This is a genomic window from Stenotrophomonas sp. NPDC077461 (assembly GCF_049545475.1).
GTDB classification, from domain to species: Bacteria; Pseudomonadota; Gammaproteobacteria; order Xanthomonadales; family Xanthomonadaceae; genus Stenotrophomonas; species Stenotrophomonas nematodicola.
The window spans coordinates 140,072-157,946 of the sequence record NZ_JBMWDO010000006.1 but is presented as its reverse complement, the minus strand read 5'-3'; the positions used below and the strand labels follow the sequence as shown (position 1 = coordinate 157,946).

Genomic DNA, 17,875 nt, shown 5'->3' with positions numbered 1-17,875 from the left:
GAATCCCCTGACTCATCCCCGGTTCGAAACGACATGTCATTGCGCAGCAAAACCGATCCGTCCCCGCACGGATTGACCAAGGGCAAGGCCGCCACGATCAACGACATCGCGCGTCTGTCCGGGGTATCCAAGAAGACCGTCTCGCGCATCATCAACAACTCCCCGCTGGTGCGTAAGGACACGCGCGAGAAGGTCGAGGCGCTGATGCGTGAAGTGGGCTACGCCCCCGATCCGCTGGCCCGCGGGCTGGCGTTCCGCCGCTCCTTCCTGATCGGCATGGTGTACGACAACCCCACCGCCCAGTACATCGTGGACATGCAGTACGGCGCGCTCGATGCGCTGCGCGGCTCCAGTTTCGAGCTGGTGGTGCACCCGTGCGATTCGCGCAGCCCCGGCTATATCGAAGGCGTGCGCCGTTTCGTGCAGCAGCAGAAGCTGCACGGCGTGATCCTGGTGCCGCGTGCGTCGGAAGACCAGGCGCTGGTGGACATGCTCGACGAGATCGGCTGCCGCTTCACCCGCATCGCCTCGCTGCCGCTGGACGACACCTCGCAGATGGTGGTCACCCACGACCGCGACGGTGCGGCCGAGGCGGCCGATTACCTGCTGTCGCTGGGCCATCGCGACATCGCGCTGGTCACCGGCCCGAGCGCCTACCGCTCGGCGCACGAACGCACCGCCGGCTTCATCGATGCCCTCGCCCAGCGCGGCATCGAGCTGCCGCCGGCGCGCATCGTGGAGGCCGGCTATACCTTCGAATCGGGCGTGGCTGCCGCCGAGAAGCTGCTGCTGGGCAAGCAGCGCCCGACCGCGATCTTCACCGGAAACGATGAAATGGCGGCCGGTGTGTACAAGGTCGCCCTGCGCGCGGGCATCAACATCCCGCGCCAGCTCTCGATCATCGGCTACGACGACAGCCCGCTGGCCTCGCGCCTGTGGCCGTCGCTGACCTCGGTGCGCCGTCACACCCGTGACACCGGGCGCACGGCGGCGGCGATGCTGATCCAGCCCGATGGCCAGGCCGCGCTGCAGATTGCCAGCGTGCGCCCGCACCTGATCGTCCGCGATTCCTGCCAACCGCCGGAGGATTGACCCGCGCCGCGATGGCAACGACGCGTCGTCATCATCAACGCGTCGCCACACGCCGGGTCAACCGGTTGCCGATCGCACCGCCTTTCCCACCTGTGCATGGGGCGGCCCGCCCACCCCACCTTGCACCGCAAAATGACACCGGTTTCCTATCTGGCTAGAATGATCGGAAACCGCGCCGGGGCCGACCCGTCGGCCCACCCCTGCTCTGGAGACGCCATGTACTGCAAGACCCACTACGCCACCCATCCCGACGCCATCAAGGGCGCCAGCAACGACGACCTGCGCGAGCTGTACCTGCTCGACGGCCTGTTCAATGCCGATGCGGTGACGCTGAAGTACACCCACTACGAGCGCTTCGTGCTCGGCGGTGCCGCCCCGGTCACCGGCCCGGTCTCGCTGCCGCGGCAGACCGAACCGGCCTCGGCCGCCGGCCATGCCTTCCTGGAGCGCCGCGAGCTGGGCGTGATCAATGTCGGCAGCGGCAGCGGCACCGTCACCGTGGACGGTACCGTCTACACCCTCGGGCCGAAGGACGGCCTGTACGTGGCGATGGGCAGCGAAGAGGTGGTGTTCGCGTCCGACGATGCCGCCAACCCGGCGCAGTTCTACCTGGCCTCGACCCCGGCGCATGCGCGCTTCGAGACCAAGGCGCTGTCGATCAAGGACGCGGTGGCCCTGGACCGCGGTGCGCTGGAAACCAGCAACGAACGCACCATTTACCAGTACATCGTGCCGGCCACCTGCCAGTCCTCGCAGCTGCTGCTGGGCCTGACCGTGCTCAAGCCGGGCAGCGTCTGGAACACGATGCCGCCGCATCTGCACGACCGCCGCAGCGAAGTGTATTTCTACTTCGATCTGGGCCAGAACGACCGCGTGTACCACTTCATGGGCGAGCCGGACGCGCAGCGCCATATCGTCATCCAGAACAACGAAGCGGTGGTGTCCCCGCCGTGGTCGATCCACATGGGCGCCGGCACCAGCAACTACGCCTTCATCTGGGCGATGGGCGGCGAAAACCTGGACTACACCGACATGCACGTGCTGGACATCTGCCAGCTCAAGTGACCCCTCGCGCGCCGCCCGCAGCGCGCGGGCGGCGCCTGTTACGCATTGAAAAGGACCGCATACGCAATGGCTAATCCGTTCAGTCTGGAAGGCAAGGTCGCTCTGGTCACCGGTGGCAATACCGGCCTGGGGCAGGGCATCGCGGTGGCATTGGCGCAGGCCGGTGCCGACGTCGCCGTGGCCGGCATCGCGCCGCCCACCGAGACCATCGCCAAAATCACCGCGCTGGGCCGCCGCTGCCTGGCGATCGAAGCCAACCTGATCAGCATCGAACCGGTCGAGCGCGTCATCCGCGAAACCGTCGAGGGCCTGGGTGGCCTGGACATCCTGGTCAACAACGCCGGCCTGATCCGTCGCGCCGATGCCGTGGACTTCAGCGAGAAGGACTGGGACGACGTGATGAACGTCAACATCAAGTCCGCGTTCTTCATCTCGCAGGCGGCTGGCCGGCACTTGATCGCGCAGGGCCGCGGCAAGATCATCAACATCGCCTCGATGCTGTCCTTCCAGGGCGGCATCCGCGTGCCGTCGTACACCGCCAGCAAGAGCGGCATCGCCGGCATCACCCGTCTGCTGGCCAACGAATGGGCCGGCAAGGGCATCAACGTCAACGCGATCGCGCCCGGCTACATGGCCACCGACAACACCGCCGCGCTGCGGGCCGACGAGGACCGCAACAAGTCCATCCTCGACCGCATCCCGGCCGGCCGCTGGGGCACCCCGGAAGACCTGGGGGGCACGGCGGTGTTCCTGGCCTCCAGCGCCTCGGACTACGTCAACGGTGCGGTGCTGCCGGTCGACGGCGGCTGGCTGGCCCGGTAAGCCCCACGCTCGAACGATGCGCCCACGCGGGCAGACGATGGGCGCCCTCGGGCGCCCATCTGTCATCCGGGTTTTTCCCTTTGCCCGGCAGTGCCGGCCGATGGCCGGCCACTCTCCCTCCAGGAGCATGACCATGCTGCGTTTGCTGCTGTCCCTGTCGCTGCTGCTCGCAGCCTCCAGCGCGCTGTGCGCCCCGCACCGCGTCTTCATTGCCGGTGACTCCACCGCCGCCGCGTACGGCCCGGAGCGCGCGCCACAGGCCGGCTGGGGCCAGGCCCTGCAGAGCTATCTCGATCCGGCGGGGTGGGAGGTGCGCAACCACGCCAAGGGCGGCCGCAGCTCGCGCAGTTTCATCGATGAGAAACGCCTGGAGGCGATCGCCGCCGAGCTGCAGCGCGGCGATGTGCTGCTGATCCAGTTCGGCCACAACGATGCGAAGGTGGAAGACCCCACCCGCTACACCGATCCGGCCGGCGCGTATCCGCAGTACCTGATGCGCTACGTGCAGCTGGCGCGCGACAAGGGCGCCACGCCGGTGCTGATCACCCCGGTGGCGCGGCTGCTGTACGACTTCGGGTCGCTGCTGGATACGCATGGGCTGTACACCCAGGCGATGAAGCAGCTGGCCGTGCGCGAACAGGTGGCGCTGATCGACCTCAACGCCCGTTCCACGCACTGGATCCGTGCGCTGGGCGAGCAGGGCGCAAAACCGTACTTCATGTTCGTGCCCGAACAGAACAAGGCCGACGGCACGCACTTCAGCCAGGCCGGTGCGACGGCAGTGGCGTGCCTGGTGATGCGCGACTGGGTGGCGTTGCAGCCGGAGCTGACGCCTGCGTTGAAGCGCGACATCGACTGCGACGTGAGCCAGCCCGCAGGGCAGGGCGCCGATCCGGGAAAGCCTTCGCGGGTGGTGCACGAGCGCGACATCGCCATCGCCCAGCCCGGCCCGCATGGTGGTGCCGGCCCCACGACCGCCTACCCGTTCTTTGCCGACGACACGGACCTGCCGTTCGTGCTGCGCAAGCGCGTGCTGCACAAGGGCGCCGGCATTGGCCTGCACCCCCAGCACAAGGACGAGATCTATTACATCGTCAGTGGGCAGGGCAGCTATGTGCTGGACGGCAGGCAGTACGACGTGGCAGCAGGCGACGCGTTGCTGACCCGGGTGGGCAGCCTGCATGCGCTGCAGCAGCGTGGGGAGCAGGATCTGGTGGTACTGCTGGCGTATCCGCGCTAGCGCGGGGCAGCCGGGCAGAGCCCGGCTCTACGGTGCGGCTCAGCCGGGCAGAGCCCGGCTCTACGGTGCGGGGCAGCCGGGCAGAGCCCGGCTCTACGCGGCGGTCATACGTCGCCGCCGTCCGCCCAGCCTTCGCCGGTGCCGGCATGGAAGACCGTGTCGCCGTCCTGTACGTCACCGGCCGGCAGATGCGGCTGCGCTTCCAGTGCGGCATAGATCGGGGTGAAGTCCGGTGCCGTGGCCTGCATCAGCTGTTCGAAGCTGTCGATGACGAAGTAGGTCTTCTGGAAGGTGTCGATGCGGTAGCGGGTGCGCATGATCCGCTCCAGGTCGAAACCGATGCGGTTGGGCGCGTCCGATTCCAGCGAGTACAGCGACTCGCCCTTGGACGAGACGATGCCGGCGCCGTAGATGCGCAGCCCTTCGGGCGTGTTGATCAGGCCGAATTCCACCGTGTACCAGTACAGGCGGGTGAGGTGCTGCAGCGCTTCCGGGCCGATCGCGTGCGCCTTGACGCCGCCGCGTCCGTAGGCCGCCATGTAGTCGGCGAACACCGGGTTCATCAGCAGCGGTACGTGCCCGAACAGGTCGTGGAACATGTCCGGCTCGGCGATGTAGTCGATCTGGTCGGGGCGGCGGATCCACCAGGTGACCGGGAAGCGGCGGTTGGCCAGGTGGTCGAAGAAGTCCAGTTCGGGCAGCAGCCCCTCCACACCGACCAGGGTCCAGCCGGTGGCCGCGCCGAGTACCTCGTTGAGCTGGTCGAAGCGCGGGATCATGTGCGCGCTCATGCCCATCTCGTCCTGCGCCTGCAGGAACTCCCGGCTGGCACGGCCTTCCAGCAGCTCACGCTGGCGCTGGTACAGCGTGCTCCAGGTGGCGTGGTCGTCGGCGGTGTAGCTGTCCCAGGGCTGTTCCACGATGGCGGTGGTATAGACCGGCACGTATCCCTTGTCGGTCTGCTGGTGTTCGACGCGGCGCGGGGCGGTGGCGGTGTCCATCGTGGTGGTCTCCTGCGAAGTCATCTGTCGATGCTAGGGCAGGGTGCGCGCAAGAGGATTGCAAAGTTGCACAGATATGACGTGTTGGCGCAATATCATTGCGTCCATTCAATGTTGCGGAGCAGCAATGTCCGGGGATGCCCAGTTCGACCGCACGGATCTGCGTCTCCTGGCGGAGATCCAGCAACATGGCCGCGCCACCAACGCCGAACTGGCGGCGCGTGTGAACCTGTCCCCGTCTGCCTGCCTGCGCCGCGTGCAGCGCCTGGAGAGCGAGGGTGTGATTGCCGGCTACGGTGCGCGCCTGGAGCCGCGCCGGATCGGCCTGGGCCTGCAGGCGTTCGTGCGCGTGCAGCTGGAGAAGCACGACCAGCATGCCATCGGCGTGTTCGCCGACAGCGTGGTGGAGTGGGATGAAGTGGTGGCCTGCCACGCACTGACCGGCGACATGGACTATCTGCTGCACATCTACGTGCGCGACCTGGAGCATTTCTCCAGTTTCCTGCTCGACAAGCTGCTCAACGCGGCCGGCGTGGCCGACGTGAATTCGAGCTTCGTGCTGCGTACCGTGAAGGACTTCCGGGCGCTGCCGCTCTCGCAGCTGGAATAAGGGCGAGCCCTTGTTCCAGCGGGTAGAGCCGACCGTTGGTCGGCGCCTCAGCCGTCGCACTTTTCCTTGCGGCCCATCAGCCTGCCCATGCGCGAAGGTTCATCGCACGTCGGCTTGGGCGGCGGGGCCAGGGCTGCGGCGCGCGCGCGCTGCAGCTGCTGCACCTTGGCGCGGATCTGCGGCATGACCGCCATCGCGGCCTTCTCGCCTTCGAGGATCGCGTTGTTGCGCTGGCTGAAATCGGCCGCGCCGATATCCAGCACCTTCGGGCGGATGATGATGTCCGCACGGGCCAGCTCCTGCTCGCCCAAACGCTGGCCCATGATCGAAATGGACTGGTTGACGATGCCGAGCATGCCGGTCGGCGACTTGCCGCTGGCCTTGCTGGAGATGTCCACGGCGATGACGATGTCCGCGCCAAGCTGGCGTGCCGCGTCCACCGGCACCGGACTGACCACACCGCCATCGACGAAGCTGTTCCTGCCGATCTTCACCGGTTCGAACACCCCGGGGATGCTGCTGGATGCGCGCACGGCCTGGCCGACGTTGCCGCGCACGAACACCGCGCGCTCGCCGGTATCCAGATTGGTGGCCACCGCAGCGAAGGGCTTTTTCAGCTTCTCCGCGGGACGGTTGTCGACCTGCGCGTTGACGTAGTCCTGCAGCTTCTGGCCTTGCACCAGACCACCGGAGAACAGGCGCACGTCGCGGATGCTGGCTTCATCCAGGGCCACCGCCTTGGACTGCATCTGGAAGGCGTCCATGCCGCTGGCATACAACGCACCGACCACGCTGCCGGCGCTGGTGCCCGATACCACCACCGGCTCGAAACCGTTGGCTTCGAGCATCTTGATCACGCCGATATGGGCAAAGCCCTTGGCCGCACCGCCACCGAGTGCCACGCCGATCTTCACCGGCTTGGCCTGCGCGACCGGCACCGCCGCCGGGGGCGGGGTCGGGCGGACGGGATCGCCGCCGCACCCGGCCAGCAGGCCGAGCAGGGCAACGGACAGCACGAGACGGGTGTGGCGGAAGGCGGTCATGGCATCGGCGTAAAGTGAATGGGCGATAGCATACCGGGTCGTACCGGCCTCAGAAGCGGTTGTCGCCGTCGAGGATGCGGCCGATCCCGCCCAGCACCGAGCCTTCGCCGCGGCTCTGGCCACCGGCCTGCGGCGCGGCCATCCACATCCGACCGGCCAGGCGCGAGAACGGCAGCGACTGCAGCCATACCTTGCCGGGGCCGGTCAGCGTGGCCAGGAACACGCCTTCGCCGCCGAACACCATGCTCTTGATCCCGGCCACGCGGCGCACGTCCATGTCCACGCTGGCGTGGTAGGCCACCACGCAGCCGGTGTCCACGTCCAGGCGTTCGCCGGCTGCCAGCTCGCGCTCCACCACGCAACCGCCGGCATGGATGAACACCCAGCCGTCGCCCTCGAGCTTCTGCATGATGAAGCCCTCGCCGCCGAACAGGCCGGTCATGATCTTGCGCTGGAACTGCACGCCGATCTGCACGCCGCGCGCGCCGGCCAGGAAGCTGTCCTTCTGGCAGACCAGACGGCCGCCATGCTGGTCCAGCTTCATGGGCAGCACGGTGCCGGGGTAGGGCGCGGCGAAGGCAACCTTGGCCTTGCCCTGGCCGGTGTGCGTGTAGAGCGTGGCGAACAGGCTTTCGCCGGTCAGCACGCGCTTGCCGGCCGACATCAGCTTGTCCATCAAGCCACCGCCCTGGCCGCTGTGCGAGCCGTCGCCGAACACCGTGTCCATCTGGACCGAGGCGTCCTTGAACATCAGCGCGCCGGCTTCGGCGATGGCGCTCTCGCCCGGGTCCAGCTCGATCTCCACGAACTGCATTTCATGCCCGACGATGCGGAACTCGATATCGTCGGCGCGCTGGCTGCGGCCGCCCGCTCCCGGCAGCGGCGGCGGCGCGCCGGTCGGGACGGCCGTGCTGGCCAGCAGCTCGGGCACCTCGCCGATCGCCATCCAGCCGCTCATGCCTTCGCACCAGACCAGCGCGCGCGGGTTGCTGCGGGCGTACTGGCGGGCGGCCTCGTCGTCGAGCGGTCCAACGCGGTCGGGCTGGGCGGTGCTGTGGAAGTACCACTGGGTCATGACGATGTACCTGGCTGGAAGGGAGCAGCGCCGGCCGCTGGCCGGCAACCCCGCCATCCTGCCAAATCCGGGCGACGTCCGCCCGGCGCCTTCACACCCGCGTGGCCGGATCTTGGTAATGAATGACCGGAATTTGCGACGCTGTTGCTGTACTGCAACAATTGTCTGGTAGCGCCGGTCCACCACCCCTCCCAACACAGCCTAAACGCCATGTTCCCGAACCGCACTGCCCACGGCCGGTTTCCGTCCGTGCACCCGCTCGTCATCGCCCTCGCCGCCCTGCTGCCATTGACGGCCGCAGCCCAGGACGCGCCCGCCGCCAAGGACCCGGTCGCCCTCGATACCCTGCAGGTGACGGCGCAGCGCCGTGTGGAAAACGCCAAGGACGTGCCGGTCTCGATCTCGGCCATCCAGGGCGAAAAGCTGGACGTGCTCGGTTCGGCCGGCGACGACATCCGCTTTCTGTCGGCACGCGTGCCCAGCCTGAACATTGAATCGTCCTACGGCCGTGCCTTCCCGCGCTTCTACATCCGCGGCCTGGGCAATACCGACTTCGATCTCAATGCCTCGCAGCCGGTCTCGCTGGTGTACGACGACGTGGTGCAGGAAAGCCCGCTGCTGAAGGGCTTCCCGCTGTTCGACCTGGCCGGTGTGGAAGTGCTGCGCGGCCCGCAGGGCACGCTGTTCGGCCGCAATACCCCCGCCGGCGTGGTGAAGTTCGATTCGGCGCGTCCGTCGCAGGATGCCGATGGCTACATCAAGGTTGCCTACGGCAGCTACAACACCTGGAACACGCAGGGCGCCTACGGCGGCCCGCTGACCGACCGCTGGTCGGCGCGCGTGTCGGCGCTGTACCAGCGCCGCGACGACTGGGTGACCAACACCCGCCAGAACGCGCCGGCGCAGGGCTTCGAAGGCTATGACGAAGCCGCCGCGCGCGTGCAGTTCCTGTACGAAGGCGATGATGTCGAAGCGCTGTTCAACCTGCACAAGCGCAAGCTCAACGGCACCGCGCGCCTGTTCCGCGCCAACATCATCAAGCCGGGCACCAACCAGCTGGTCGAGAACTTCGACCGCGACGACGTGTCCACCGACGGCGAGAACTTCTCGGACCTGGAAACCTGGGGCGGCAGCGCGCGCCTGCAGTGGAACCTGGGCCGCGTGACGCTGCACTCGATCACCGGTTACGAGACCGCCGAGTCGCTCAACCACGGCGACATCGACGGTGGCTACGGCGCGGCCTTCCTGGGCGCGGGCAATTATGGCCCGGGCTTCATCCCGTTCCCGTCCGAGTCGGCCGACGGCCTGCCGCACCATCGTCAGTGGACGCAGGAATTCCGCGTGGAATCCAACGAGTGGGGCCGCTTCGACTGGCAGGCCGGCGTGTTCTACTTCGATGAAGACGTCACCATCGACAGCTTCAACTACGACTCGCTTACTCCGGGCAATCCGCAGACCGGCCATGCCGTGCAGACCCAGCGCAACAAGGCGTGGGCCGCGTTCGCTTCCGGCGATGTCGACGTGACCGAGCGCTTCAAGCTGCGCGGTGGCGTGCGCTACACGCAGGACAAGAAGGACTTCAGCGCCAGCGTGCTGCAGGCCGTGCAGGGGGGGACGCCGGTCAGCGGCCCGTACATCGCCAAGAGCGATGTCGACGACGTCAGCTGGGATCTGAGCGGTGTGTACCAGATCACCGACAACCTCAATGCCTACGCGCGCGTGGCCAAGGGCTTCCGCGCCCCGTCGATCCAGGGCCGCCTGGCCTTCGGCGGCGTGTCGCAGGCCGATTCGGAGAAGGTGATCTCCTACGAGGCCGGCATCAAGGCCGACCTGTTCGACCGTCGTGCCCGCCTGGGCTTCAACGTGTTCCGCTACAACGTGGACGGCCAGCAGTTGATCGCCGTGGGCGGCAGCAACAACACCGCCACCCTGCTCAACGCCGACAGGACCATCGGCCAGGGCGCCGAGCTGGACTTCGAAGCCTACCTGACCGACCACGTGCTGCTCACCCTGGGCAGCAGCTACAACGACACCGAGATCAAGGACCGCGACCTGGCGGTGGCGATCTGCGGTGGCGGCTGCACCATCACCGACCCGACCACCGTGATCAACGGCGGCACCTACGCGCTGGTCAACGGCAATCCGCTGCCGCAGGCGCCGAAGTGGATCCACAACCTGACCCTGCGTGCGGGCTTCCCGATCACTGACGCCAGCGAGCTGTACGTGTACACCGACTGGGCTTACCGCAGCGAAGTGAACTTCTTCCTGTACGAGTCCCCGGAGTTCCGCAGCCGTTCGTCGCTGGAAGGCGGCCTGCGCCTGGGCTACAACTGGGATTACGGCCAGTACGACGTTGCCGTGTACGGTCGCAACCTGACCGACCAGGTGCGTGTGGTCGGTGCGATCGACTTCAACAACCTGACCGGCTTCCTCAACGAGCCGCGTACGTTCGGCGTGGAGTTCACCGCGAAGTTCTGATGGCCGGGCGGGTGCCGACCACGCGTCGGCACCCGCTTCCGTAGCGCCGACCGTTGGTCGGCTGTTACACGCAAGGTCTCCTACAGCGCGCTTGCCGGCCGCACCTTCAGCACCGCTTCCTCGGCCGCGCAGTCGCGGCTGGAATGCAGGCCCGCCTTGCGCGCGGCGACGATCTCCTTTCGTGCGGCCATCAGGTCCTTGTTGAACGCGGCGTTGCCGTGCAGGCGCGCCACGGCGGCGGCGCCCATGAAACGCCCTTCGAGGATGTCGCTCTGCCAGTGCACGTTGCATACCAGCCGGCTTTCGCCGTAGTTGCGGCCACGGGCCTGGATCGCGTCGGCGCGGTCCGGCGCGATTTCGGACAGGATCAACGCCCAGGCCCAGCCGATCGAGGTGTGGCCTGACGGGTAGGAGCCATTGCCGCGCAGGTCCTGCTCGTCTTCCGGACTGCAGGTGGGTTCGTTGTTGACCATGAACGGCCGTGGGCGCTGGTAGTGCTTCTTCGCGGTGCGCGTGGCCGCGCTGGCATCGATGCGGCTGCGTTCCAGCAGACGGTACAGCGCCGGCGTCTTCACCGCGTCCACCTCCACGTCGATGGCGCAGGAGAACTGGTTGGCGCCGGCCGGGAAGCCCAGTTCGGCATCGCGGTGGGCCTGCGCGAAGCGCGGACTGTCGCGCAGCGCCCGTGCCTCGCGGCTGACCTGCTCATCCAGGGCGAAACCGGCCGAGCCGGCGGCCGGCGGTGCAGGCACCAGCGCCAGGCTGGCCGGCACCGCATCGGCGGACAGATAGCCCACCGCCTTGGTCGTCACCGAGGCTTCCACGGGCGTGGCTGGCGGGGCGGCCGTCGTCGCGCAGCCGGCCAGCGCTGCGAGCAGGGCGGTGCCGAGCAGGGGGCGCAGGGCGGGGAAGGGCGTGAAGGTCGACGACATCGGCAGGTCTCGGAAACAGTCGGACGCGCATGATCGCAGCTTGCCCGCCCGCTGGCAGCGCCGGCCGTCATGCGGCCAGACCCGGCACAAACCACCCTGATCGACCGGCGAATCGGCTCAGAAGATAGGAAACATCTACTGGCGCACGGAATTCGATGCGCTTACGGCATAGCTTCCGCCGAAGGCACGGCCACTTGTCATGCGAATGTCGATCATTGCATTCGATAGTGAACCGCTGCTGGAACCAGGGGGATCACCTGACATGGGAGACAACGGATGCGAAGCAACGCAGGAAGGATGGGCGTCGGCCTGGCCGTGGGCCTGATGCTGGCGTGCGGCGGTGCGCAGGCAGCGGATGTGGTGGGGGTGGCGTTCGTGCACGGCACGGGCGCGCAGACCGATGCGCGAGCCGACTACTGGCAGCCCGGCATCATCGACACGGTACGGCTGGGATTGCCGAACAGCGCCAACTACACCGTCATCAATTGCGACTTCACCCAGTACATGTGGAAGCCCGAGGCCGCCGGCTGCCTGGCCGGGCAGTTGACCACCTTCATCAACGGCAAAGGCATCACCAGGCTGGTGGTGATCACCCATTCCAACGGCGGCAACGTGGTGCGCTGGATCCTGTCCAACCCCACCTATGACAGCCGCTATCCGAAGATCATCCAGACGGTCAGCAAGGTCACCGCGCTGGCGCCCTCCTCGGCGGGCACGCCGCTGGCCGATGCGGTCCTCAACGGCAACACCTTTGAAACCTCGGTGGGCTGGCTGCTCGGGTACACCAACGACGCGGTCCGCCAGCAGCAGGTGGGCCACATGGCCACCTACAACGCACAGAACCTGTACGGCACGGCCGGGCGCCCGGCGCTGCCCAAGGCCGTTCCGCGCGGTGGTCGGCTCGGATGTGGAGTCGGCGGTATGGGACAGCAACAGCTACTGCGGAGGCTACGCGCAGAACGTGGGGCTGGAGTTCACCCAGAACTGGTTGAACAGCTGCTCGGACGGCTTCCTGGAGTGCAGCAGCCAGAAGGCTGCCGGCACCACCTGGTTCACCGACAAGCAGCGCACCAACGGCGCCGAGCCGTTGAGCCACAACCAGAGCCGCCGCGAGTGCTTCGGCCTGGGCACGATCCTGCGCAATGACCTGACCCTGTGAGGAGCACACCATGACTGCAAGACTGACGATCGTGGTGGCCGTGGCCGCCGCCGTACTGGCCGCGCCGCTTCAGGCTGCACAACCGCTGCTGCCGGCGCGCAGCAGCGACCAGGTGGCCCCGCGCGTGGAACGCGCCGCGCTGCCTGACGAGGCGGGTGAACGCGCACCGCTGAGCTTCGCCTGGGCACTGGACCCGACCCAGCCGCTCACAGCGCCGGCGCCGCAGGCCGCGCTCAGCCGCAGCTACTGGGAAACCGTTGACGCCGCCGCGTTGCAGCGGGGCGTGGCGCTGCCGTTGACCGCACCGGATGCGGTGATCCAGGTGAGTCCGGTGCAGGGCGCACGGGTCTTGCGACCCGAGCAGTGGGAGGTGCGTGACCCGACCGGTGCGCTGGCCGTGGACCGTATCGTGGATGCCGGGCAGCTGCGCGCCACCGGCATGCCCGCCGGCACCGGCACGGCGATGGTGCGTACCGGCGGCAGCGCCGCAGTGGGCAGCTACCGACTGCAGAGCACGCAGGCGCAGGGGCGCTACGTGGTGCAGGTGCTGGAACCCAACAGCGCGATTGCACTGCGCCTGCAGGCCGACCGCCAGCAGGTGCTGGCCGGTGGCCGCGTGGTGGTCAGCGCACGCCTGCAGGACGACGGCGGCAGCACCGCGCTGGCGGCGGGGCGCTCCACCACGCGGGCCCTGCCGGCTGCGGGCGAGGCGCTGCTGGTGGCACCGGATGGACGCAGCTGGCCGGTACCGCTGGTGGCCGGCAGGGACGGCCTGCAGGCGCAGGTGACGATCCCGCAGGACGTCGGCACGGTCCAGGGCCTGTGGGAGCTGCAGGCCTTCGTCGGCGCCAGGGGCGTGCAGCGCGATGCCAAGGTCGCCTTCGCCGTCGCGCAGCCGACCGCGCGTTTCAGCGGCCAGGCCGAGGCGGACCCGACGGCCCGCGCCGTGCGCCTGCCGCTGCAGATCGGCGCGCCGGGGCGCTATGAGGCGCGCGGGACGCTGTATGCCACCGGCCCGGATGGGCAGCTGCGGCCGGTGGCGCAGGCGCACAGCGCGGCCTGGTTCGACGCACCGGGCACTGCCGAGCTGCGGTTGCCGTTCGCCAGTGTGGCCCTGCCGCGTGGCTATGCGGCGCCGTTCGAGCTGCGTGATCTGCAGCTGCAGGACCAGAGCCGCATGGCCCCGATCGAATCGCGGGCGCGGGCGTTGACGTTCTGAGGACGGCGGGGCGGGGCAAGGGCCCCGCCCCCTTGTGGGCGCCTCCTGCGGGTGCCGGGTCAGCCGGCGAACGCGCTCAACCGCCCGTCCTGCTCCACTACCTGGATCGGGCCGCCGAACACCTCCGACAGCGGTGCATCGCGCAGCAGCGCGGCGCGGCTGCCGTCGGCGACGATCCTGCCGGCGCGCAGCAGTACCACCCGCTCGATCTCCGGAATCACCTCTTCGATGTGGTGGGTGACCAGCACCAGGGTGATGCCCTGGGCAGCCAGCGCCCGCATGGTGGCGATCAGGTGCTGGCGCGCCACCAGGTCCAGGCCGGTGGACGGTTCGTCCAGCAGCAGCGCCTGCGGGCGGTTGACCAGCGCACGGGCGATCAGCACCCGCCGCGTCTCGCCGGCGGACAGCTCGGCATAGCGGCGCTGCAGCAGGGGCAGGGCGACGGTCATGGTCAGCGTTTCACGCACCCGCGCGCGCATGTCCTCGGTGATTTCACGGAAGGCCGGCACCACGAAGCTGGCGAAAAACCCCGACAGCACGGCCTCTTCGACGGTCAGCCCGGGCATGTCGGCCAGCGAGCTGCTGAGGTCGCCGGTAACGATGCCCAGCTGTGAGCGCAGCCGGTCCACCTGCCAGCGGTTCTGCCCCAGCACGCGTACGGCCACCGTCCCGTCGCCGTGGGCCAGCGGGTACAGCTCGCGGGTGATCAGCTTGATGAAGGACGACTTGCCGCAGCCATTGGGGCCGAGCAGCGCGGTGTGCTGGCCTTGGGCAATGCGAAGGCTGAGCTCGTGCAGCACCCGCACCTGGCCCCGGATCACGCAGGCGCGGTCCAGTTCGATCAGCGGGGTGGTGGACAACGGGGAGGGGGAAGAGGCGGCAACTGTCATGAATGCGGGGGCATGCTCACGAAGGAGGGTTTGAACTGAATGACGCCGTAAAAATCGCACCGGATGGATGAAGTTTGCAACGTCAGGCCCCATCATGTCCGGAGGTGTACCCGTTTCCTTGCTGGCCGCTGCGGCCCGGAGTCCTGCGATGTTCGATACGCTCCTCAACTTCCTGACCGGCGGTGTTGTCGGCCTTGGCTGGTGGGGCATGGCGCTGGTGCTGCTGGTGTTCACCCAGCTGACCATCTTCGCCGTCACCTTGTACCTGCATCGCAGCCAGGCCCACCGCGGCGTGGACTTCCATCCGGTCATCGCCCACTTCTTCCGTTTCTGGACCTGGCTGACCACCTCGATGATCACCAAGGAGTGGGTGGCGATCCATCGCAAGCACCACGCCAAGGTGGAAACCGATGAAGACCCGCACAGCCCGGTGACCAAGGGCATCGGCAAGGTGTTCTGGCGCGGCGTGGAGCTGTACCGCGAGGCCCGCGGCATGCGCGCGGACATCGAGCAGTACGGTCGCGGCGCGCCCGACGACTGGATCGAGCGCCACCTGTACACCCCGCACGCCAACCTGGGGCCGGTCGCGCTGCTGGTCATCAACAGCGTGCTGTTCGGCCTGCCCGGCGTGGCGCTGTGGGCGATCCAGATGGCCTGGATCCCGTTCTGGGCCGCCGGTGTGGTCAATGGCCTGGGCCACTGGTGGGGCTACCGCAACTTCGAGTCGGCCGACACCTCCACCAACCTGACGCCGTGGGCGTTCTGGATCGGCGGTGAAGAGCTGCACAACAACCACCACGCCTTCCCCAGCTCGGCCCGCTTCTCGATGCGCCGTTGGGAGTTCGACATCGGCTGGGCCGCCATCCGCGGTCTGCAGGCGCTGCGCCTGGCCAAGGTGCTGCGTGTGGCGCCGAGCATGGACGTACGTCCGAACATCGCCGTGCCGGATGCGGAAACCCTCAAGGCGCTGCTGTCGCACCGCTTCCAGGCGATGACCGACTACCAGCGCAACGTATTCGTGCCGGCGCTGCGCGAGGAGGCCGCGATGGCCGGCGCCAAGCTGCGCAAGCTGCTGCCGCGCCGCATGCGCCGTGGGCTGGTCAACGACGGTCGCTGGCTCAAGCCCGATTGCCGTGCCCAGCTCAGCACCTGGGTCGATCAGCGTCCGCGCATCCGCGTGCTGGTCGAGCACCGCGCCCGTCTGGCGGCCCTGCTGGAAGCGCGTGGCAACGACGCGGCCGAGCGTCTGAAGCTGCTGCAGGCCTGGTGCCACGAGGCCGAGGCCAGTGGCATCGCCGCGCTGCAGAACTATGCCGCGCGCCTGAAGGGCTACGCACTGACGGCGCACTGAACCGTGCACCGTGTTCACCCGTCAGCCGAAAAACGCCGCCCCGTGCGGCGTTTTTCGTGGCTGCTGCTGCTCGCCAGCGCGGCCGCCCAGGCCCAGGTGTCCGACACCGGCAGCTACCTGCAGCGCATGGACAGCGATGGCGACGGCAAGGTCGGCGTGGAAGAGTACGTGCAGTGGATGCTGTATGCGTTCGACCGCATGGACCGCAACGGCGATGGCGTGCTGACCCGCGATGAGCTGCCGGGCGGCAAGGGCAGCCCGATCACCCGCGAACAGCAGCGCCAGACCTTGATCGAGCGCTTCCACAGGCAGGACGCCAACGGCGACGGGTACCTGAGCGCCAAGGAACTGGCCGCGCCGCCGCGCTGAACCAGCCCGTCCGCAGCGGGCGGGGGCTCGCTAGAATCTGCGCATGCCCGAGCTTCCCGAAGTCGAAACCACCCGTCGCGGCCTGGCGCCGCACCTGGAAGGCCGCCGCGTGCACGGCGTGATCCTGCGCCGGCCGGACCTGCGCTGGCCGATCCCGGCGGAGATCGCCGCGCTGCTGCCGGGCCAGGCCATCGACGGCGTCCGCCGCCGCGCCAAGTACCTGCTGCTGGACACGGCCATCGGCAGCGCGCTGCTGCACCTGGGCATGTCCGGCAGCCTGCGCGTGCTGCCCGGCGATACCCCGGTGCGGGCCCACGACCACGTGGACATCAGCCTGGACAACGGCCGCCTGCTGCGCTTCAACGACCCGCGCCGGTTCGGCAGCCTGCTCTGGCAGCCGGCCGGTGAGACCCATGAACTGCTGGCCGGGCTGGGCCCGGAGCCGCTGGACGACGAATTCAACGGCGACTACCTGTTCCAGCGCAGCCGTGGCCGCAGCGCCTCGGTGAAGACCTTCCTGATGGACCAGGGCATCGTGGTGGGGGTGGGCAACATCTACGCCGCCGAGAGCCTGTTCATGGCCGGCATCAACCCGCTGCGCGAGGCCGGGCGCATCTCCCGCGAGCGGTACCAGCGCCTGGCCACGGCGGTGAAGCAGATCCTCGGCCACGCGATCACCCGCGGCGGCACCACCCTGCGCGACTTCATCAACCCCGACGGCGCCCCGGGCTACTTCGAGCAGGAGCTGCTGGTCTACGGCCGTGACGGCCAACCCTGCCGCCAGTGCGGGCGGCCGCTGCGCCACGCCACCATCGGCCAGCGCGCCAGCGTCTGGTGCGGGCACTGCCAACGCTGAGCCGGCCATCGCCGCATCGTCTCGCGGCCGTCTCTCCCGGGGCGCTATAGTCCGGCCAACGTCACCGGCGGGGGTGTGCGATGAACGAAAGCGCGGATATCACCGTATGGCTCGACTCGGCCCGCGCGGGCGACCGCGCCGCGCTGGACCGGGTCCTGACCCTGCTGTACCAGGAGCTGCACAGCATGGCGCGGCGGCAGCTGGCCGGGCAGCAGAACCGCACCCTGGACGCCACCTCGCTGGTGCATGAGTCCTACCTCAAGCTGCTGGGCGCGCGCGGCGCCGCCCGTTTCGAGGATCGCGCGCACTTCTTCGCCTATGCTGCCTCGGCGATGCGCAGCGTGGTGGTGGATTACGCCCGCAACCGGCTCGCGCGCAAGCGCGGCGGCGATCTCAAGCGCGTTGCCGAGATTCCCGAAAACAGCAGCAGCGGCGTGCGCCTGGACGAGGACCTGCTGGCGCTGGACGTGGCGCTGGCGCGCCTGCAGGCGGTGGATGGGCACCTTGCGCGGGTGGTGGAGCTGCGCTACTTCGCCGGCCTGTCCGAGCAGGAAATCGCCGAGCTCTGCCAGCGGTCCGAACGCAGCATCCGGCGCGACTGGCAGAAGGCACGGATGTTCCTGCTGGCCTCGGTCCGCGAGGACTAGCACAGCGGCATCCGGGCCCCGCGTGG

16 protein-coding genes and 1 pseudogene are annotated in these 17,875 nt (G+C 68.5%); 12 read left to right on the top strand and 5 right to left on the bottom strand.

The features are described from left to right. Nucleotides 1–33: 33 nt before the first annotated feature. The 4 genes from ACPEH8_RS12435 (at nucleotide 34) to ACPEH8_RS12420 (ending at nucleotide 4,219) form a co-directional block, all read left to right on the top strand. A complete protein-coding gene (locus ACPEH8_RS12435) occupies nucleotides 34–1,092 on the top strand; it encodes a LacI family DNA-binding transcriptional regulator (RefSeq protein ID WP_017355510.1) in 1,059 nt (352 codons plus the stop codon). A 216-nt stretch (nucleotides 1,093–1,308) separates the two neighbouring features. Beyond that, entirely contained in the window at nucleotides 1,309–2,157 is an 849-nt protein-coding gene (kduI, locus tag ACPEH8_RS12430) for a 5-dehydro-4-deoxy-D-glucuronate isomerase (RefSeq protein ID WP_017355509.1), read from the top strand. Between the two features lie 66 nt (nucleotides 2,158–2,223). After that, nucleotides 2,224–2,979 (top strand): 2-dehydro-3-deoxy-D-gluconate 5-dehydrogenase KduD, encoded by a 756-nt coding sequence (gene kduD, locus ACPEH8_RS12425; RefSeq protein WP_423666909.1) that lies wholly within the window; start codon nucleotides 2,224–2,226, stop codon nucleotides 2,977–2,979. A gap of 133 nt (nucleotides 2,980–3,112) precedes the next feature. Further along, the gene (locus ACPEH8_RS12420) at nucleotides 3,113–4,219 is read left to right on the top strand and encodes a GDSL-type esterase/lipase family protein (protein ID WP_312709702.1); all 1,107 of its coding nucleotides are present in this window, start codon (nucleotides 3,113–3,115) and stop codon (nucleotides 4,217–4,219) included. A 104-nt stretch (nucleotides 4,220–4,323) separates the two neighbouring features. Here the strand turns inward: ACPEH8_RS12420 and phhA are convergent, their stop codons facing one another. Further along, complete coding sequence (phhA, locus tag ACPEH8_RS12415) at nucleotides 4,324–5,220, bottom strand: phenylalanine 4-monooxygenase (RefSeq protein WP_026070682.1); 897 nt, start codon at nucleotides 5,218–5,220, stop codon at nucleotides 4,324–4,326. A 127-nt stretch (nucleotides 5,221–5,347) separates the two neighbouring features. On the opposite strand from phhA, the gene ACPEH8_RS12410 reads away from it, so the two are divergent. Then, nucleotides 5,348–5,830 (top strand): Lrp/AsnC family transcriptional regulator, encoded by a 483-nt coding sequence (locus tag ACPEH8_RS12410; protein ID WP_017355505.1) that lies wholly within the window; start codon nucleotides 5,348–5,350, stop codon nucleotides 5,828–5,830. Between the two features lie 47 nt (nucleotides 5,831–5,877). Here the strand turns inward: ACPEH8_RS12410 and ACPEH8_RS12405 are convergent, their stop codons facing one another. Both ACPEH8_RS12405 and ACPEH8_RS12400 read right to left on the bottom strand, forming a co-directional pair. Beyond that, entirely contained in the window at nucleotides 5,878–6,873 is a 996-nt protein-coding gene (locus tag ACPEH8_RS12405; protein WP_423666906.1) for a patatin-like phospholipase family protein, read from the bottom strand. Between the two features lie 49 nt (nucleotides 6,874–6,922). After that, entirely contained in the window at nucleotides 6,923–7,948 is a 1,026-nt protein-coding gene (locus tag ACPEH8_RS12400) for a TIGR00266 family protein (RefSeq protein ID WP_136005733.1), read from the bottom strand. Nucleotides 7,949–8,158: 210 nt separating this feature from the next. Between ACPEH8_RS12400 and ACPEH8_RS12395 the strand changes: the two genes are divergently transcribed. Further along, nucleotides 8,159–10,426, top strand: coding sequence for a TonB-dependent receptor (locus ACPEH8_RS12395; RefSeq protein WP_153165478.1), 2,268 nt, complete (start codon nucleotides 8,159–8,161; stop codon nucleotides 10,424–10,426). Nucleotides 10,427–10,506: 80 nt separating this feature from the next. Here the strand turns inward: ACPEH8_RS12395 and ACPEH8_RS12390 are convergent, their stop codons facing one another. Beyond that, nucleotides 10,507–11,358 carry an acid phosphatase gene (locus ACPEH8_RS12390; protein WP_423666903.1) on the bottom strand — a complete coding sequence of 284 codons (852 nt, stop codon included), beginning with the start codon at nucleotides 11,356–11,358 and terminating at the stop codon, nucleotides 10,507–10,509. A gap of 297 nt (nucleotides 11,359–11,655) precedes the next feature. Between ACPEH8_RS12390 and ACPEH8_RS12385 the strand changes: the two are divergent. After that, nucleotides 11,656–12,517, top strand: a pseudogene (locus ACPEH8_RS12385) (hypothetical protein). Between the two features lie 10 nt (nucleotides 12,518–12,527). Beyond that, nucleotides 12,528–13,736 carry a DUF4785 domain-containing protein gene (locus tag ACPEH8_RS12380; RefSeq protein WP_312710781.1) on the top strand — a complete coding sequence of 403 codons (1,209 nt, stop codon included), beginning with the start codon at nucleotides 12,528–12,530 and terminating at the stop codon, nucleotides 13,734–13,736. A gap of 59 nt (nucleotides 13,737–13,795) precedes the next feature. Here ACPEH8_RS12380 and ACPEH8_RS12375 read toward each other — a convergent pair whose 3' ends face one another. Further along, on the bottom strand, nucleotides 13,796–14,626 hold the full coding sequence (locus ACPEH8_RS12375) for an ABC transporter ATP-binding protein (RefSeq protein WP_423666900.1): 831 nt from the start codon (nucleotides 14,624–14,626) through the stop codon (nucleotides 13,796–13,798). Nucleotides 14,627–14,774: 148 nt separating this feature from the next. Here ACPEH8_RS12375 and ACPEH8_RS12370 point away from each other — a divergent pair, with 148 nt between their 5' ends. The 4 genes from ACPEH8_RS12370 (at nucleotide 14,775) to ACPEH8_RS12355 (ending at nucleotide 17,849) form a co-directional block, all read left to right on the top strand. Beyond that, nucleotides 14,775–15,977: a DesA family fatty acid desaturase gene (locus tag ACPEH8_RS12370; RefSeq protein ID WP_136005718.1), complete on the top strand. Its 1,203-nt coding sequence runs from the start codon at nucleotides 14,775–14,777 to the stop codon at nucleotides 15,975–15,977. A 42-nt stretch (nucleotides 15,978–16,019) separates the two neighbouring features. Continuing rightward, on the top strand, nucleotides 16,020–16,346 hold the full coding sequence (locus ACPEH8_RS12365; protein WP_017357605.1) for an EF-hand domain-containing protein: 327 nt from the start codon (nucleotides 16,020–16,022) through the stop codon (nucleotides 16,344–16,346). Between the two features lie 43 nt (nucleotides 16,347–16,389). After that, nucleotides 16,390–17,202: a bifunctional DNA-formamidopyrimidine glycosylase/DNA-(apurinic or apyrimidinic site) lyase gene (gene mutM / locus ACPEH8_RS12360; protein WP_017357606.1), complete on the top strand. Its 813-nt coding sequence runs from the start codon at nucleotides 16,390–16,392 to the stop codon at nucleotides 17,200–17,202. An 80-nt stretch (nucleotides 17,203–17,282) separates the two neighbouring features. Continuing rightward, nucleotides 17,283–17,849 (top strand): ECF-type sigma factor, encoded by a 567-nt coding sequence (locus ACPEH8_RS12355; protein ID WP_017357607.1) that lies wholly within the window; start codon nucleotides 17,283–17,285, stop codon nucleotides 17,847–17,849. Nucleotides 17,850–17,875: the final 26 nt, after the last annotated feature.

Coding starts and splice junctions, on each gene's coding strand:
- ACPEH8_RS12435 (WP_017355510.1), top strand. CDS start 34: ATGTCATTGCGCAGCAAAACCGATCCGTCCCCGCACGGATTGACCAAG.
- kduI (WP_017355509.1), top strand. CDS start 1,309: ATGTACTGCAAGACCCACTACGCCACCCATCCCGACGCCATCAAGGGC.
- kduD (WP_423666909.1), top strand. CDS start 2,224: ATGGCTAATCCGTTCAGTCTGGAAGGCAAGGTCGCTCTGGTCACCGGT.
- ACPEH8_RS12420 (WP_312709702.1), top strand. CDS start 3,113: ATGCTGCGTTTGCTGCTGTCCCTGTCGCTGCTGCTCGCAGCCTCCAGC.
- phhA (WP_026070682.1), bottom strand. CDS start 5,220: ATGGACACCGCCACCGCCCCGCGCCGCGTCGAACACCAGCAGACCGAC.
- ACPEH8_RS12410 (WP_017355505.1), top strand. CDS start 5,348: ATGTCCGGGGATGCCCAGTTCGACCGCACGGATCTGCGTCTCCTGGCG.
- ACPEH8_RS12405 (WP_423666906.1), bottom strand. CDS start 6,873: ATGACCGCCTTCCGCCACACCCGTCTCGTGCTGTCCGTTGCCCTGCTC.
- ACPEH8_RS12400 (WP_136005733.1), bottom strand. CDS start 7,948: ATGACCCAGTGGTACTTCCACAGCACCGCCCAGCCCGACCGCGTTGGA.
- ACPEH8_RS12395 (WP_153165478.1), top strand. CDS start 8,159: ATGTTCCCGAACCGCACTGCCCACGGCCGGTTTCCGTCCGTGCACCCG.
- ACPEH8_RS12390 (WP_423666903.1), bottom strand. CDS start 11,358: ATGTCGTCGACCTTCACGCCCTTCCCCGCCCTGCGCCCCCTGCTCGGC.
- ACPEH8_RS12380 (WP_312710781.1), top strand. CDS start 12,528: ATGACTGCAAGACTGACGATCGTGGTGGCCGTGGCCGCCGCCGTACTG.
- ACPEH8_RS12375 (WP_423666900.1), bottom strand. CDS start 14,626: ATGACAGTTGCCGCCTCTTCCCCCTCCCCGTTGTCCACCACCCCGCTG.
- ACPEH8_RS12370 (WP_136005718.1), top strand. CDS start 14,775: ATGTTCGATACGCTCCTCAACTTCCTGACCGGCGGTGTTGTCGGCCTT.
- mutM (WP_017357606.1), top strand. CDS start 16,390: ATGCCCGAGCTTCCCGAAGTCGAAACCACCCGTCGCGGCCTGGCGCCG.
- ACPEH8_RS12355 (WP_017357607.1), top strand. CDS start 17,283: ATGAACGAAAGCGCGGATATCACCGTATGGCTCGACTCGGCCCGCGCG.